The organism is Geomonas oryzae (assembly GCF_004117875.1).
GTDB classification, from domain to species: Bacteria; Desulfobacterota; Desulfuromonadia; order Geobacterales; family Geobacteraceae; genus Geomonas; species Geomonas oryzae.
The window spans coordinates 382,709-399,495 of the sequence record NZ_RAHW01000003.1 but is presented as its reverse complement, the minus strand read 5'-3'; the positions used below and the strand labels follow the sequence as shown (position 1 = coordinate 399,495).

Below are 16,787 nucleotides of genomic sequence, written 5' to 3'. Positions count from 1 at the left end.
GGTTTTGGGGGGCACGCACTCAGACAAAATAATAGCGTACAGTTAAAAATATTCAATAAAAAACTATCAATTTTTTGCGAGGCGTTTCTCTGCCAGTGCCAACTCTGTCTGAGCAGACATCCTTCTTGCCTGCTTCAGTTTGGCGAGTTCCACCTTGCGCATGATCTCGTTGTACTGCGAGATGCTGACGTACTCCCCTGTCAGATCGTGTCTGGCTGTGTCTGCAATCTCGGGGAAGAGGCTCATCGCCGAGTGCAGTTGACCGTACTGGTAACAGGAGATCTCACAGCTGTTCGCTTCTTTATACTTTCTGAAGCCTGGGTTTGCTGCGAAGAGGGCGATTATTGCGATACAGAGGAAGAGCAAAAAGGGGGTCTTTTCCATTGAACTCTCAATGCCCCTGCTGCAGGGCTCCTTTCGGAAGTGTCTGGCCGGTCTGTTTTGTATCGGCACAGGGGGGGGCTTCTAAAGCAAAAAATAAGGGCAGCATCGGAATAGTTCCCGGTGCTGCCCTTGTCGGGCAGAACTGAGCTTCAGCTAGAACCTTTCGAAGTCCGGGTCGTCGTGCTCCATCTCAAGGGAGAGCCCGGCGCCGGCTGCCTTGCGCCTTGCGGCGGCGGGGAGGATCTTGGCCGATTGTGTGAGCGGTTTCTTCGTTTGCACCTGCTTCACCTTCGGCTTGGGCGTCTTGGGCGCCGCATGCTCACCGCCTTCCACCTTGAAGAAGCCGATGACGTCCTGCAGCTGCTCGGCCTGGCTGGAGAGTTCCTCCGCCGTGGAGGACATCTCTTCGGCCGCCGAGGCGTTTTGCTGGATGACCTGATCGAGCTGCTGGATCGCCTTGTTGATCTGTTCGGCGCCGGTGTCCTGCTCGCGGCACGCCGCCGAGATCTCCATGACCAGTTCCGCGGTTTTCTGGATGTCCGGCACCATCCGGTTCAACATGTCCCCCGCACGCTCCGCGATCTCGACGCTGCTCGAGGAGAGGTCGGAGATCTCCGCCGCCGCCTTCTGGCTCCGCTCGGCGAGTTTTCTCACCTCGCTTGCCACGACGGCGAATCCCTTGCCGTGTTCGCCGGCGCGTGCCGCCTCGATGGCTGCGTTCAGCGCCAAAAGGTTCGTCTGCCGCGCGATCTCCTCGATGATGGAGATCTTGCCGGCAATCTCCTTCATGGCGCTTACCGTATGGGTTACCGCCTCGCCCCCCTCCTTGGCGTCCTTGGCCGATTTGGAGGCGATCTTCTCGGTCTGCAACGCGTTGTCCGCGTTTTGCCTTATGTTGGAGGTCATCTCTTCCATGGATGAGGAGACCTCCTCCGCGGCTGCGGCCTGCTCGCTCGCTCCCTGCGACATCTGCTCGGAGCTGGAGGAGAGCTCCTGGCTGCCGGACGCGACGTTGTCGGCGGCTCCCTTCACGTCGGTCACCACGAGGTTTAGCTTGTCCAGCATCGCCTTCAAGGCGATCAGCAGTTCGTCCTCGGGCGAGCGCTCGGTGAGCTTCAGCGTGAGGTCGCCGGCAGCGATCTGCTTCGCCACATCCGCGATGTCGCGGTTCGCCTTGGCCGAGCTGTTCACCGCGGCGGCTATCGTGTCGAAGGTGTGCTTCGCCTCCGAGGTGTCGCTGTCGGCAGGCTCCGTGGCGAGGGCAACGTTCACGTCACCCTTGGCGAGTTTCGCCAGTCCCTCGACCAGTTTCTGCGTCTCGCGGTCCTGGTAGTCCGCGATCTTTTTCGCCTGACGTGCCGCCTGCTTCACGGAAGTGAGATCGGTCACCACCTCGAAGGCCCCGATCACCTTTCCGTCCTTGTCCTTGATCGGTACGCCGGTGTAGCTGATGTCGAGATCGAGCCCGCCGGGGTGGGCGTCGGTCTCGCGCGTCGCATCGAGCGCGGTAGTCATCGCCTGCGCGCAGGCGCAGTTAGCGCTCTTACAGTCAGAGGTTTTGAAGTGGTCGTAGCACTTGGTGCCGAGTACCTGCTCCTGGGTTTTTCCGCCTACCTTGGCGCCCAACTGGTTCATGTAAAGTACGTTGAAGTCCTTGTCGATGATCATGGCGGGAGCAGGCATGTTGTCCATGAAACCGACCATCGTGGTGAGTGAATCGTTCACCCCCTGGATGATTTCGCGATAGGCACCTTGGTGCTTGCGGGCGTCGGCGCGTGCGGTGAGCCTTCCCTCGGTCGCCGCCTGTGCCAGACCGAGCGTGTCCCCGTTCAGGGTTCTGATGACGTCGGCGCAGTGGTTCACCGCACCGGCGAGGGCATCGAAGATCTCCTTGGCTCCGCCGGTGTCCGCATCGCCCTGCGCGGTCTGGAGGGTGAAGTCGACCTCACCTTTGGAGAGCTTCTCAAGACCATGGACCAGTTTCTTGGTTTCCTCCTCCTGATAGACGCTGATCTTATTCGCCAGACGGGCCGCCTGCTTCACCGCGGTCTGGTCGGTCACCACCTCGAAGGCGCCGATGATCCTTCCATCCTCGCCGTGCAGCGGCATCCCGGTGTAGGCGATGTCGAGGTCAAGCCCGGAGGGGTGTGCGTCGGTCTCGCTGCTCGCCGCACTGCCTCCCTGCATCGCACGCCCGCAGGCGCATTTGTCAGTCTTGCAGTCACTGGTTTTGAAGTGGTCGTGACATTTGGTGCCGACAACCTGCGCCTGGGTTTTGCCACCGACCTTCGCCCCCACCTCGTTCATGTACATGACGGTGAAGTCTCGGTCGATGATCATGGCCGGGGCGGGCATGGTGTCCAAAAGCCCGACGAGACGCGCTATGGTGGCGTTCACCCCTTCGATGATCCTGCGGTATTCGCCGCGGTGCTTGGTCGCATCGGCGCGCTCGAGAAGTCTGCCGTCTACGGCGGCTTTCGCGAGCATGTTCGCGTCGGCGGCCATCGCCTGGACCGCTGCGATGGTGACGTTGAGGTTCTTCGCCAGGATGTCCTTTTCGGACTTGGCCTGTAACTGTACGGTAAGGTCGCCCGCAGCGATGCGCTCCGCCGCTTTGGCTGCCTCCGCTATGTTGCCGACCATCTGCTTGAACGCTTCGGCAAGCTGGCCGGTCTCGTCCTGACTGTTTACCGCTATGGAAGCTTCCACGTCCCCCTGGGCGAGGTCGTTTGCAGCCGCGATTACCTGTTTGATGTTCTTGCTGATCCTCGAAGCGACCAGGTAGCCAAGGAGCAGCACCGCTGCCGCGATGGCAAAGGTGATGATCGTCATTTTCCAGCGCATGTCGTTGATCACCTGTTGCAGGTCGTCCATGTAGAGACCGCTGCCGATGACCCACCCCCATGGCTTGTAAAGTTTCACGTAGGAGAGCTTCTGCACCGGGATCGTCGAGCCGGGCTTGGGCCAGAGGTATTCGACGATGCCGGAGCCCTTGCTCTTGGCGACGTTCGCCATCTCGGCGAAGATCGCCTTCCCGCTGGAGTCCTTCGAGCCGCTCTGGTCCTTGCCGTCGAGTTCCGGCTTGATCGGGTGCATGATCATCTTCGCGTTCAGGTCGTTGATCCAGAAGTACTCGTTGTCGGCGTAGCGCATCTGCCTGATGCGGTCCTTCGCCCGCTTTTGTCCTTCTTCCAGCGTGAATTCGCCCTTTTGCACCCTCTGGTCGTACTCCGCTACGATTTCGACCGGGATGTCTACCACCGACCGCAGCGTATCCTCCCTTTCGGCCAGGATCCTCTGGTCCAGTGCGGGTAACAGGTAGAAGAAGTTCACCGCCGCTATTATCACGACGGTGGCGAGCGATATGCTCAAAACCTTGGCCGCGATACTCCAATCTTTGAAACTTTTGATCTTCATGTCATCTCTCCCCTTGCAAGCCAAATGGTGAATTCGGCTTTGGAACACGCATAGTCATAGATCGGACAACCATGGACAATTCATCGGTAATCTGCGGGGAAATTGAATAGGAGAAACAATATGGTGATCTGCTAAAAGGAAGGTAGAATGATCGTGCTTTGCAGTTGTGACGGGAAGGGCGAGGCTGTGAGCATACGTTGCGCGCCAGGTTCAGTAGTGGCGGCAGGCAAAGGGACGCGAGGAGTGATCTGGCGGTAAGACGAGGGACGGCGGCGCGGTTGCGCCGCCGCTCAAGGGGCTACTTCCCTGGGATGGTGATGCAAAGGCACTGGGCCTCGGCGTAGGTGGTATTGCCGCGGAAGATCCGGCCGTGCACCATGATCTTCCTCCCTTCCGCGGAAACGACGCGGCTCTCGACGGTCACCACCTTTTTCAGCGGTAGCATGTTGCGGAAACTCACGTTCAGGTTCCCCACGACGATAGGATACCCGGCCGCCCATGCGGCAAGTCCCAGTGCCTCGTCCATGATGGCGGCGACCGCGCCGCCGTGGGCGTGTCCCGGCGGCCCCTCGGCTTCGGGGCCGAGCCAGAAGCGGGCGTGCAGGTGTTTGTCTGCGTCGCGGTAGTAGCGGGCCCGGAAGCGGTCCCCCCTGGAGTCGCCGGAAACAAAACGCAGCGAATCCCCGACCAGCGCAGGCGCGTCGAAAGGGACCCACCCCTCGGCGCCGCTCAAATCTATTTCGGTCTGTTCACAGGCCTTCAGTACGGTTGAATTGGACACGGTGTTTTTCTCCTCCCGGTATTTTACGTATACGTAAAGGGCGGAGGTACCATAACAGACTTTGCCGCGGAAATAAAGGGGGCGTTGCGCTGCATGTCGGAAATATGATGATGCCCGCATAAGTTTAATGGTATCAAACGTTTGCCGCGTAGACTGGTGTGGTTTCTTGCAGGCGGAATTCAGTTGACAAGCTCCCCGTATACATCGTAAACAACGTCTCACGGGGGCGCAGGCGCCTCATGGAGCGGACATGCAAGAAGACGTACTGACAGAAGACCTTCGCAACGAGCTTGCCCGACTGCAGGCGGAGAACGCGGGATTGCGCCGGCTTTGCGACGAACAAAAAAGCGAGCTGCACCGCCTGTCCGACAGCGAGCGGCGCTTTCGCCATCTCTACAACGAGACGCCGGTGATGCTGCATTCCATCGACAGAAACGGTCTCCTGCTCGACGTCAGCAACCACTGGACGGAGGTGCTGGGGTATTCTCGGGACGAGGTCGTCGGGCGCCGTTCGAGCGACTTCCTCACCCCGCAATCTCGGCGCTACGCGTTGGAAGAGGTGTTGCCGGAATTCTTCCGTACCGGGTCGTGCCGCAACGTGGAGTACCAGGTGGTCAGCAAGAGTGGTGAGATCATCGAGGTGCTGCTCTCCGCTTCGGCCGAGCGCGACGCTGCCGGAGAGATCGTGAGATCGCTGGCGGTGATGACGGATGTAACCGAATGGAAGAAGGCGAAGCAGGCGCTTAAGGAGAACGAGGCTCGCTTTAGAATGATCGTCGAGACCTCGCAGGAGGCGATCGTCGCCGCCGACTGCAACGGCCGGCTCAGCTATATCAACCAGCAGTTTGCCGACATGCTCGGGCGCGAGATTTCCGAGGTGATCGGTCATCCCTTCCTCGAGTTCGTCGACGAGGCGCTGCACGACGAGACCGCGGCGCGCCAGAAAAGCCGCGAGCAAGGGATTGCCGAGCATTACGAGACCATCTTCGTCCGCAAGGACGGCTCCAGGGTATGGGCCAGCGTCTCCGCGAAACCGATTCATGACGGCAACGGGGTATTCGGCGGTTCCTTCGCCATGATATCCGACGTCACCCGCAGAAAGCAGACCGCGGAGGAGATCGAGGTGCTGCACACGCACCTATCCGCGCGCGCCCTCGAACTTGAGACCGCCAACGAGGAACTGGAGGCCTTCAACTACACCGTTTCCCACGACCTCAGGCGTCCTTTGACCGCCATCAACGGCTACAGCCAGATCATCCTCGAACTCTTCGGAGGGAACCTCGACCCGCAGTGCCGCGACTACGTCCAGGAGATCCTGAACGGCAGCATCAAGATGAACCACCTGATCGACACCTTGCTCAACTTCTCGCGCCGCTACTGCGGCACGCTGCAGCGCGAAACGGTGGACGTGACCGGCCTTGCCGAGGAGATCCTGGCCGAGTTGAGGCTGTCCGACCCGCAGCGACGCATCAGCTGCCTTGTGGAGCCGTCGATGACGGCACAGGCCGATGCCCAGCTCATCCGCGTGGTGCTCGACAACCTTCTCGGCAACGCATGGAAGTATTCGGCGAAGAAGGAGCAAAGCTGCATCGAGATCGGCGTCGATCGTTCGCAGGGGAAGGACGTTTTCTTCATACGCGACAACGGCGCGGGATTCGACATGGGGAAGGCCGCGCAGCTTTTCAAGCCATTCCAGCGCCTGCATGATGCCGACGACTTCAAGGGAACCGGCATCGGCCTTGCGAGCGTGCAGCGCGTCATCCAGCGTCACGGCGGCCAGATATGGGCCGAGGCGCAGCCGGGAGAGGGCGCGACCTTCTTCTTCACGCTGGGGGACCAGCAAAACCAAAACGGGGGACAGGCATGCTGACAAGGCAGGAAGCAAAGGAGAGGATAGGGCGGCTGCAGCGGGAGTTGCAGGCAAAAGGGATGGACGGGGCGCTCTTCATCTACCCGATAGACGTCTATTACTTTTCCGGCACCAGGCAGAACTCGACCCTCTGGGTCCCCGCTTCGGGTGAGCCGCGCCTTTTCGTGCGCAAGAGCTACACACGGGCCAAGGCCGAGAGCTGCATCGACGACACCAGGCCCTTTCCCTCCAGCAAGGAATTTCCCGGCGAGTTTGGCGATGAAGTGAAAAAGATCGGTTTCACCTTCGACGTGGCGCCGGTGCAGCAGTACCAGTATTACCAGAAGCTGCTTCCGGGACGCGAGTTCGTGGATGTCTCCGCGGTGAACCGCGAGATACGCTCCGTGAAATCGGCCTGGGAGCTGGATCAGATCCGGCACTGCGGCGTCGAGCTCGGGCAGGTCTTCCGTGCCGTGCCGCAGTTTCTTAAGGAAGGGATGCGCGAGGTGGATCTCGCCGCCGAGTTCGAGTACCGGCTGAGAAAGGCGGGCGGGGAGGGGTATGTAAGGATGCGCGCCTTCAACCAGGAGCTCTTCCAGGGGCTTGCCGTCTCCTCCGCAACGGCGGGCGATACCGGCTTCTTCGACGGCGCCGTCACCGGCCAGGGGATGTCCGCCGCCTCGCCCCACGGGGCGTCCGCCGCTCTAATCCCCGCCGATGCGCCCATCCTGATCGACTACACCGCGGTCTTCAACGGTTACATCATCGACATGACCCGCTTTTTCGTGATCGGAAAGCTCGACCCGGAGCTGGAGCACGCCTTCGGGGTAGCCGTCGCCATCCAGGATTACCTGGCGCAAAACCTGAAGCCCGGCGCCATCTGCGAGGAGCTCTTCCTGAAGGCCCTGGAGATGGCTACCGACGCAGGGCTCGCCGAGCATTTCATGGGGGCGCCGGGTGAGAACGCCCGCTTTGTCGGCCACGGCGTCGGCTTGGAGCTGGACGAATTCCCGGTGCTCGCCCAGGGGTTCAAGGTCCCGCTGCAGGTGGGACAGACCCTCGCCATAGAGCCGAAGTTCGTCTTCCCCGGCAAGGGGGTGATCGGCATAGAGAACACCTTTGCCGTCACCGAAAAAGGGGGGGAGAAGCTGAGCGACCTGCCGGACGACATCGTCTATCTCTGAGCTTGTTACTGTTAAGGAGACGGGAAAGGGCAACAGTCAAAGCGTTGCCCTTTTTCTTTATTTACTGTCCGCCACATTCTGCTGGGCGGGCCTGCCCCCCGTAGCTTTTTTTATGCGAAGGGGGGTGAGGGCGTTGTCTCGAAGTGAGAAACTGCAGCTGCTGACGCCCTCACCCTTGCCCTCTCCCAGAGGGAGAGGGGATGTGGACGTTATGTGACGGAAGATAATGACTAATTGAGATTCCCTTTCCTGCATGAGGTGCTGGCGTTATAGCAAAAACATTGTAGATTTATTTCTCCTGTGACTGTCTTGAGAGCCCGGACACAGAGTAACAGACGCGTGGGGAGGGGGCATGAGAGAGGTGTTTGTCGTCGAGGCGTTGAGGACGCCGTTCGGTTCCTTCGGAGGAGTTCTCTCCGAGCTGGAGGCGCCTGCCCTGGCGGGGACGGTAATGCAGGCGCTTCTCGAGCGCAGCGCCCTGGAGGCGGCGGCCGTGGACGAGGTCATTGCCGGGCAGGTCCTCGCCGGCGGGTGCGGACAGGCCCCGGCACGGCAGGCGATGCGCAGGGCGGGGATTCCCGACAGCACCCACGCCATGACCATCAACAAGGTGTGCGGCAGCGGTCTGAAGGCGATCATGCTGGCGGCCGGCTCCATCATGCTGGGCGACGCAGAGGTGGCCATAGCCGGTGGCATGGAGAGCATGTCGCAGGCACCCTTCGCCCTGAAAAAGGCCCGTTACGGTTACCGGATGGGGCACGGGCAACTGCTCGATTTGATGCTGTACGATGGGCTCCAGGACCCCTACTCGGGGCGTCATATGGGGGAGATCGCCGAGGAGGCGGTCAAGCGGCACGCCCTCGGGCGCGAGGCGCAGGACGAGTTCGCGCTGCGCTCTTACCAGCTGGCCCAGGAGGCGGTTTCCGAGGGGATCTTCGCCGACGAGATCGTGCCGGTGGTGAAGAAGGGAAAGCACGGCCACGGCAGGGAAACGGTGAGCGAGGACGAGGAGCCGTTCCGGGTCGACATAGCGAGGATCGCCGACCTCAAACCCGCCTTCGGCCGTGAAGGCGCCACCATCACCGCCGGGAACGCCTCGACCATCAACGACGGTGCGGCCTTCGCGCTTTTGGCCGGTGCCGAGGCGGTCGAGCGTTACCGGTTGAGAGCGAAGGCGCGCCTCGTCGCGTATGCCACCTGCAGCATGCATCCCGACCAGTACACCGACGCGCCGGTCGGCGCCATCAAGGCGGTTTGCGCGCGCGCCGGGATCGACCCGGACGAGATTGATCTTTTCGAGATCAACGAGGCCTTTGCCGCCGTGCCGTTGATCGCGATCCGTGAGCTTGGGCTCGACATGAAGAAGGTGAACGTGAACGGCGGTGCCTGCGCCCTCGGGCATCCCATCGGGGCAAGCGGCGCGAGGCTCGCCGCGACCCTGGTGCGCGAGCTGCAAAAAAGCGGCAAGCGTTACGGGCTTGCCTCGCTCTGCATCGGCGGCGGCGAGGCGGTGGCTGCCATTTTCGAGAGGGTGTAGGGCGGAGGGGAGCATGTTCAAGACGGTGGGGGTGGCTGGCATCGGCCAGATGGGAAGCGGCATAGCGCACGTCTTCGCCCAAAACGGCTGCCGGGTCATCGCCTATGATCCCGTCCCGGCGCAGGCGGCCAAAGGGGTTGCAACCATCGCGCAGAACCTCGAGCGCCAGGCGAAGAAGGGGGTCGTCTTCGACGCCGGAATCGACGAGATCCTGGCACGCATCACGGTCGCTTCCTCGCCGGATGAGTTCGTCGCCTGCGACCTGATCGTCGAAGCGGCCACCGAAAACGAGCCGCTCAAGCTGGGGCTCTTCCGCACCCTGGACGGCATCGCCCCCGAGCACGCCATCCTCGCCTCCAACACCTCCTCCATCTCCATCACGAGAATCGCCGCGGCAACCTCCCGGCCGGACCGCGTCATCGGCATGCACTTCATGAATCCCGTGCCGGTCATGACCCTGGTCGAGGTGATCCGCGGCATCGCCACCAGCGAGGAGACCTTCCAGGCCGTTGCGGAGGCGGTCGCCTTCCTCGGGAAGGAGATGGCAACCTCCATGGACTACCCCGGCTTCATCGTGAACCGCATCCTCATCCCGATGATCAACGAGGCCGCCTTCGCGCTTTACGAGGGGATCGCAAAGGCGGAGGACATCGACCGCGGCATGAAGCTCGGCACGAACCAGCCGATGGGGCCGCTGCAGCTTGCCGACTTCATAGGGCTCGATACCGTGCTCGCGATCTGCAAGGTGCTCTACGACGGCTTCAAGGATCCCAAATACCGCCCCTGCCCCCTGCTCGTGCAGATGGTCGACGCGGGCTACCTCGGCCGCAAGTCCGGCCGGGGCTTTTACAGCTACTAGATACCTCCCTCCAACGGAGCATCCATGTTTCTCGACCTCACCGAAGAACAGCGGCTCATCCGCGACACGGCTCGCGCCTTCGCCGCCGCCGAACTGGCCCCCATGGCGGCCAGGCTCGATCGGGAGGGGGACCGTCCCGCCTTCGTCGAAAACCTGAAGAAACTGGCCCGACTGGGCTTCATGGGGCTTGACGTATCGGCCGCCTACGGCGGTTCCGAGGCGGGCTCCGTCGCCTTTTCCGTCGCCATGACCGAGATCGCACGCGCCTGCGCCTCGACCGCGGTCACCGTCTCGGTCAACAACATGGTCTGCGAGGTTATCGAGGCGATCGGGTCTGAGGAGCAGAAGGAACGCTACATCCCCTGCATCTGCACAGGCGACTGCACCGCCGCGAGCTTCGCCCTCACCGAGCCCGGCGCCGGGTCCGACCCTGCCGCCATGTCGACCACCGCGCGCCGCGACGGCGACCACTTCATCCTCGACGGCACCAAGGCCTTCATCACCAGCGCCCCCTACGCCGGTGTCTTCGTGGTATGGGCGGTCACCGACCGTGACGCCCAAAGGGGTGAAGGGATCAGCTGTTTCCTCGTGGAACCGGGGACCCCGGGGCTCATCATCGGGCGAGAAGAGGATAAAAGTGGCCAGCGCGCCTCCGCCACCTGCAGCGTCACCTTCGAGGCATGCAGGATACCGGCGTCCGCCCTGTTGGGCGAGCTGAACCGGGGCTTTAAGGTGGCGGTGGGGGAACTCGCCGGCGGGCGCATCGGCATCGGGTCGCTCGCCCTCGGCATCGGCCTCGCCGCGATGGATTTTGCCACCTCGTACGCGGCTCAGAGGTCCCAGTTCGGCCAGAAGATCACCAAATTCGAAGGGATCCGCTTCATGATCGCCGACGCCTATACGGAACTCGAGGCCGCGCGCCTTCTGCTCATGCAGGCCGCCTACCGCAAGGAGGCGGGAAGGAGTTTCGCGAAAGAGGCATCCATGGCGAAGCTCTACGCCACCGAAGCCGCCAACAGGGCCTGCTACAAGGCGGTGCAGATGCTCGGCGGCTACGGGTATCTGGGGGACTTCCCCGTCGAGCGCTACGCCCGCGACGTCCGGGTCACCTCGATCTACGAGGGGACGAGCGAGATCCAGCGCCTCATCATCTCCCGCGCCATCCTGGACGGCCTCTCCTGACGCCTTGCTGGTCGCGTCACCCCGCGCCACGTTTCCCTTGACTTCTACCGCCCAAGCAGCGAAACTCCCGGACGGCGCCGGAGTGCTTCGGCCCCAAATTACTCGCGCATAAAGGGCAAATACATGCAGCTCAACCCCATGGAGGATTTCCAGCGGGACATCTCCTACCGCTTGCTTAAACAAAACGACGGCACGGCGCTGCTTGCCGCAACCATGAAAGACCGCTTTCACGACCTGGTCATCGAGGTGAAGGTCGAGGTGGCGACCCTGAAGATACTCTCGGCGTGGGCCGAGTTCCGCAAGTCCCCGACGTGCGACTGCTGCAACGCGACGGCGAAGATGGCCGGTTTAAACGGTTTCGTCATAGGCCGCGGTCTGCAGCGCAAGCTCTCCGACGTCCTTGGCGGCTCGCGCGGCTGCGGCAACCTGCGCACCGTCCTCATGGGGCTGCTTCCGCTGGCCCTCAACCTGGGCGCTGCCGCCGGGGTGACCGACGAGAGCGAGATGATGGATGCCATACACGAGAAACTGGTCGGCACCTGCGCCGGCTACGTGACCCCTCCCGCCGGGCGCAAAGGGGACGCCGCATGAACTGGTACCTGCTGACGCTTTTGCCGGACGAGGCTGCCGCCGGGGTGCTCGCCCGGGTGAAGGAAGATTTCACGGCGGCCTTCCGCGCCGCGGGCGGTCCGCGCACCATGGCCCTTTTCCGCCGGGAATCGGAAGAGGGGGTGGAGCTCTTTTTCACACCGGAGTGCACCCGCCACGCCCGGGAACTTCTCGAGCGCTACGGCGCCGCCCCCTGCGCATCACCGTCCCTGCTCGGACTCGAACTCCTGGTCGGGCACAACGAGATCACTTACTACCTCACCACATGACTAGCCGTAGCCGGCAACGTCGAAAGGGGGACAGGCACCTGCGGAGCCAGTCCCCTTTTCCATAATCGGGTTCTTGATTAGGAATCCCGCTCCTGTACAATGTGAAGGTTTTTTAACCGTGATCATTAAAGGAGCGAGCCATGGGAGACAGGCAGAAGACGTTAGGCGTACTGACCGGCGGCGGCGACGTCCCGGGACTCAACCCGGCGCTGAAGACCCTGGTGACACGGGCCTCGGAAAAGGGGTACCGTGTCATCGGCATCCGGCGCGGCTGGGGCGGCCTTTTGGCCTACGACCGCGAGGATCCCGAGTCGTGGGAAAAGACGATCCTCCCGCTTGACCGCCAGGAGGTGCGCACCGTCGACCGCACCGGCGGCACTTTCCTGCATACGAGCCGCACGAACCCCGGCAAGGTGGCGACGGCCGACGTCCCCGATTTCCTGCGGGGCGCCGACTTCGACCCCTCTGCGCCCGGCCACCACGACTTCACCGGCCACGTCCTGAAAAACCTCGAGCACCTGGGGATCGATGCGCTGATCCCGATCGGTGGGGACGACACCTTGAGCTACGCCGAACGGCTTAACCGCGAGGGGGTTCCCATCGTGGCGATACCGAAGACCATGGACAACGACGTCTTCGGCACCGACTACTGCATCGGCTTTTCCACCGCGGTGACCAGGAGCGTCAACTTCATCCACAACCTGCGCACGAGCGCCGGTTCACACGAGCGCATCGCCGTGGTCGAGCTCTTCGGGCGCAATTCAGGCGAGACCTCGCTCATCTCGGCATACCTGGCCGGCGTGGACCGTGCGCTCATCTCCGAGGTCCCCTTCGATGTCGAGCGGCTCTCGGCGCTTTTGCAGGAGGACAAGAAGGGGAACCGGAGCAACTACGCCATGGTGACCATCTCGGAAGGGGCCTCCATGGTGGGGGGACAGATCGTCGAGTACGGCCAGGAGGATGCCTACGGCCACAAGAAGCTCGGCGGGATCGGCGTCGTGGTGAGCGAGGCGGTGAAAAAACTAACAGGCTCCCACATCATCTACCAGCAGCTCTCTTATCTCATGCGCAGCGGGGCGCCGGACTCCCTCGACCTCATGGTCGCCTACAACTACGCCAACATGACCATGGATCTGATCGGCGAGGGGATGTCCGGGCGCATGGTCGCCATGCAGGGTGGGACCTACCGCCACATCCCGATCAGCACCATCATGCAGGGAGAGAAGCGGGTGGACGTGGCGGAGCTGTACGACACCACGGAGTATCGCCCCAAGGTGCGGCACGTTTTGGGCAAGCCGATGTTCCTTTACTGAGAAGGTGCGTGATGATCGAGATCGACGGGAGTATGGGCGAAGGGGGAGGGCAGGTGCTCAGGAGCGCGCTGAGCCTTGCCTGTCTGACCGGCCAGGGCTTTCGCATCTTCAACATAAGGAAGAACCGCGAGAAGTCGGGCCTCATGCGCCAGCACCTTATGGCGGTGCAGGCGGCGGCACGCATCACCTCCGCCAACGTAGCCGGTGACCGCCTGGGCTCTCCCGAGCTCAGCTTCCTTCCCGACGGCATCGCGCCGGGCGAATACAGCTTCGACATTGGGACGGCGGGAGCGGCGACCCTGGTGCTGCAGACCTTGATCCCGCCGCTCGCCTCGGCACGAAAGTCGAGCCGCGTCATGGTGACCGGCGGCACTCACGTCCCCTTCAGCCCTTCCTGGCACTATTTCTCCGAGGTATTCTGGCCTTCCATAGAGGCGTTAGGCGTCAGGGGCGAGCCGATATCCCGCTCCTTCGGATTCTATCCCAAAGGGGGAGGGCGGATCGGCTGCACCGTTGAACCGGAGGGGGAACCGGCTCCCGTGACCTCTATGGAAAGAGGACGACTCACCGGCATCCGTATCGTCTCGGCGGTTGGAAACCTTCCGAGGAGCATCGCGGAGCGGCAGCTTCAGTCAGCACTTTTGGTCATGCGCGGGAAGGTGGAACGTGGCATCCCCATGGACATCGAGGTAATCGAGCCGCAGGTGTTCGGGCAGGGGACCTTCATCTTCATCAAGGGGAAGTACGAGCGTGGCACCGCCGGCTTCACCGCGCTCGGAGAGCGGGGCAAGCCGGCGGAGCAGGTTGGGAGCGAGGCCGCGCTGGAGTTTCTGGCACACCACGAAAACGGGGCGCCCGTCGACCCGCACCTGGCCGACCAACTCGTCATCTACCTCGCCCGTGCCCGCGGCAGGTCGGTTTTCCGCACCTCGCGCATCACCAGACACCTCACCACCAACCTGAGCGTCGCCGGGCTCTTCCTGGAGCTTTCAAGCAGCATCGACGGCCGCGAGGGGGAACCCGGGACGGTGACCATCACCCCGACACTCCCGGGAGATTGAACGAGAAAAGGCGGCCTCGCGGCCGCCTTAACTTTTGTTCTCATCCGGCGAAGATTTCTCGCAGATTCTACCCTAGTACCTCTCGAACCCCGCCTGCAGCAGGCTCTCGTTGGCCGCCATATCGAGGCTTACCCCCGGGTACTCACGCACCTGGATGCCTGCGTGCGTGAGCTTCTGGGTGTTCTCCTTCCGCGACGTCTGCTGCTTTGCGGCCGCCGGCCTTCTGACCTGCTGTTCTCCCCCCGCGCCCACCTTGAAGAAGGCGATGGTAGTCTGCAGCTGTTCCGCCTGGGAGGCGAGTTCTTCCGCGGTCGACGCCATCTCCTCGGAGGCGCCGGCGTTTTGCTGGATCACCTGGTCCAGTTGCTGGATGGCGCGGTTTATCTGCTCGGCTCCGGAGTCCTGCTCCTTGCACGCAGCCGAGATCTCCTGCACCAGTTCCGCGGTCCTGTGGATATCGGGTACGAGCGCCTGCAGCAGGTTCCCGGCGTGCTCGGCCACCTCCACCGAGGTGAGGGACAGATCGCCGATCTCCCCGGCCGCCTTCTGACTGCGCTCGGCGAGCTTTCTCACCTCGCTTGCCACCACCGCGAACCCCTTGCCGTGCTCGCCGGCCCGCGCCGCCTCGATGGCCGCGTTCAGCGCGAGCAGGTTCGTCTGACGTGCGATCTCCTCGATGATCGAGGTCTTGGACGCGATTTCCTTCATGGCAGCGACCGTCCTTTCCACCGCCTTGCCGCTTTCGTTCGCGTCGCCGGCCGATTTCACCGCTATCTTCTCGGTCTGCATCGAGTTGTCCGCGTTCTGCCGGATGTTAGAGGTCATCTGCTCCATCGACGCGCTCGCCTCCTCGGCGCTCGCCGCCTGCTCGCTTGCCCCCTGCGACATCTGCTCCGAGGTTGCGCTCAACTCCTGGCTGCCGGTAGTCACGTTGTCCGCCGCCTGCTTCACGTCGCGCACCACCCGGGTCAGGTTCTGCACCATGTTGGAGAGCGCCTGCATCAGCCCGTCGTTCTCCGAGCGCTGCTTCACCTCGAGGAGAAGGTTGCCGTCGGCGATCTCGCGGGCGAGCCTGGTGGCGTCGTTGTTCGCGTCGATCAGGAGGTTCAGGCTGTTCTTGATGTCGTTGAAGTCGCCGTAGTAGGTCTCGGTGATCTTCTCGGGGATATCCCCCTTGGAGATGCGCTCCAGGTTCCGGGAGGTGACGTCGATCGGCTGGACGAACGCCTCTATGAGCCGGTTCTGCCCGGCGATGAGCTCGCCCCACGCCCCCTGGAATTGGGCCGCGTCGCCGCGAGCCGCCAGTTTCCCTTCGCGTACCGCCTGGATCAGCTCGTTCATCGCTCCGCTCAGCCTGCCGATGGTGGCGATCATGACCGAGAGGTTCTTGCCCATCAGGTCGTGCTCCGACTTCTGGCTGACCTGGACGGTGAGGTCGCCGTGCGCCACCCTTTCGGCAGCTAGGGACGCCTCCTTTATGTTGTCCGCCATGTTCTTGAAGGAGCGCGCCAGCGTGGCGATCTCGTCTTTGCCCTCGGTGTCGATCACCACCTCGACATCACCGAGCGCAAGGCGGTCGGCACAGGCCGAAAGGGCGCTCACCGGGCGGCTTATGCTGCGGGTGATACAGAAGGCGATCAGGCTGCCGATGGCGATGGCGAGGAAGGCGAGCGAAACGGCGAAGGTGCGGGCACTGGAGGAAACCTTGACCGCAGCGAGGTAGCGATCGTCGATCCCCTGTTCCTGGTATTTCACCAGCTCGTTGAAGGCGCTCTGTATCGCTGCGCAAAGGGGCGCTCCCTCCTTGTCGAAGGTCGCCGCCGCGCGGGTCGTGTCCCCCGCCATGGCGAGGTCGATCGCCTGGTTGTTCGCCTTGCGGGCGTTGTCGAGCGACTGCTTGGCCTTCGCGATCAGCGCCTTTCCCTGCTCGGTCTGTTCCAGCTTTTCCAACTGGTCCATCGCCGTTTTGTATTGTTGCCGGGTGAGCTCGATTTTCTTGTTCTCCTCGCGTCGCGCGGCCGGGTCGGAAGCGAGGACCATGCTCTGGATGCTGGAGACGATGGCGGTAACGTTCTTCGAGGCCTCGTTGGCCAGTTTGATCTTGCCATAGTCCTTCTTCACGATGGTTTCCATATTGTTGTCCATCCTGAGCATGCCGAAGACGCTGATGGCGCCGATGGCAAGAAGCAGCAGAAGGATGATGCCGAAACCCACGCTCAGTCGTACACCGATCTTCATGTCCTGGATCTTCATGCCTTTCTCCTGTTTTACTTTTTCGTGTATTTGCGCTGTCCGGAGTAAAACCCGACCGGGTTTCTATGGCAATAGAAACGCTCTGAGTG

The 16,787-nt window shown here is 62.4% G+C and carries 13 protein-coding genes; 9 read left to right on the top strand and 4 right to left on the bottom strand.

Annotated features, from left to right (window positions below; all coding sequences use genetic code 11):
• Window positions 1–66: 66 nt before the first annotated feature.
• From D6Z24_RS10040 to D6Z24_RS10030, 3 genes are all read right to left on the bottom strand, one after another.
• Window positions 67–384, bottom strand: a complete 318-nt coding sequence (locus tag D6Z24_RS10040) for a hypothetical protein (protein WP_129126444.1) — start codon at window positions 382–384, stop codon at window positions 67–69.
• A gap of 153 nt (window positions 385–537) precedes the next feature.
• Window positions 538–3,801 (bottom strand): cache domain-containing protein, encoded by a 3,264-nt coding sequence (locus D6Z24_RS10035; protein WP_129126443.1) that lies wholly within the window; start codon window positions 3,799–3,801, stop codon window positions 538–540.
• Window positions 3,802–4,099: 298 nt separating this feature from the next.
• Entirely contained in the window at window positions 4,100–4,582 is a 483-nt protein-coding gene (locus tag D6Z24_RS10030) for a PaaI family thioesterase (protein ID WP_129126442.1), read from the bottom strand.
• Between the two features lie 250 nt (window positions 4,583–4,832).
• Here D6Z24_RS10030 and D6Z24_RS10025 point away from each other — a divergent pair, with 250 nt between their 5' ends.
• From D6Z24_RS10025 to rtcA, 9 genes are all read left to right on the top strand, one after another.
• Complete coding sequence (locus tag D6Z24_RS10025) at window positions 4,833–6,452, top strand: sensor histidine kinase (protein WP_129126441.1); 1,620 nt, start codon at window positions 4,833–4,835, stop codon at window positions 6,450–6,452.
• A complete protein-coding gene (locus D6Z24_RS10020) occupies window positions 6,446–7,615 on the top strand; it encodes a M24 family metallopeptidase (protein WP_129126440.1) in 1,170 nt (389 codons plus the stop codon). Before D6Z24_RS10025 ends, D6Z24_RS10020 begins: the two co-directional genes overlap by 7 nt.
• A 352-nt stretch (window positions 7,616–7,967) precedes the next feature.
• On the top strand, window positions 7,968–9,152 hold the full coding sequence (locus tag D6Z24_RS10015; protein ID WP_129126439.1) for a thiolase family protein: 1,185 nt from the start codon (window positions 7,968–7,970) through the stop codon (window positions 9,150–9,152).
• A 13-nt stretch (window positions 9,153–9,165) separates the two neighbouring features.
• Window positions 9,166–10,011, top strand: coding sequence for a 3-hydroxyacyl-CoA dehydrogenase NAD-binding domain-containing protein (locus tag D6Z24_RS10010; RefSeq protein ID WP_129126438.1), 846 nt, complete (start codon window positions 9,166–9,168; stop codon window positions 10,009–10,011).
• A gap of 24 nt (window positions 10,012–10,035) precedes the next feature.
• Window positions 10,036–11,193, top strand: a complete 1,158-nt coding sequence (locus D6Z24_RS10005; protein WP_129126437.1) for an acyl-CoA dehydrogenase family protein — start codon at window positions 10,036–10,038, stop codon at window positions 11,191–11,193.
• A 123-nt stretch (window positions 11,194–11,316) separates the two neighbouring features.
• Window positions 11,317–11,784, top strand: a complete 468-nt coding sequence (locus D6Z24_RS10000; protein ID WP_129126436.1) for a DUF2889 domain-containing protein — start codon at window positions 11,317–11,319, stop codon at window positions 11,782–11,784.
• Window positions 11,781–12,071 carry a hypothetical protein gene (locus D6Z24_RS09995; protein WP_129126435.1) on the top strand — a complete coding sequence of 97 codons (291 nt, stop codon included), beginning with the start codon at window positions 11,781–11,783 and terminating at the stop codon, window positions 12,069–12,071. Before D6Z24_RS10000 ends, D6Z24_RS09995 begins: the two co-directional genes overlap by 4 nt.
• A gap of 140 nt (window positions 12,072–12,211) precedes the next feature.
• Window positions 12,212–13,384 carry a 6-phosphofructokinase gene (locus D6Z24_RS09990; protein WP_129126434.1) on the top strand — a complete coding sequence of 391 codons (1,173 nt, stop codon included), beginning with the start codon at window positions 12,212–12,214 and terminating at the stop codon, window positions 13,382–13,384.
• Window positions 13,385–13,395: 11 nt separating this feature from the next.
• Window positions 13,396–14,445 carry an RNA 3'-terminal phosphate cyclase gene (gene rtcA, locus D6Z24_RS09985; protein WP_129126433.1) on the top strand — a complete coding sequence of 350 codons (1,050 nt, stop codon included), beginning with the start codon at window positions 13,396–13,398 and terminating at the stop codon, window positions 14,443–14,445.
• Between the two features lie 72 nt (window positions 14,446–14,517).
• On the opposite strand, the gene D6Z24_RS09980 is transcribed toward rtcA, so the two are convergent.
• Window positions 14,518–16,698 carry a methyl-accepting chemotaxis protein gene (locus tag D6Z24_RS09980; protein WP_129126432.1) on the bottom strand — a complete coding sequence of 727 codons (2,181 nt, stop codon included), beginning with the start codon at window positions 16,696–16,698 and terminating at the stop codon, window positions 14,518–14,520.
• Window positions 16,699–16,787: the final 89 nt, after the last annotated feature.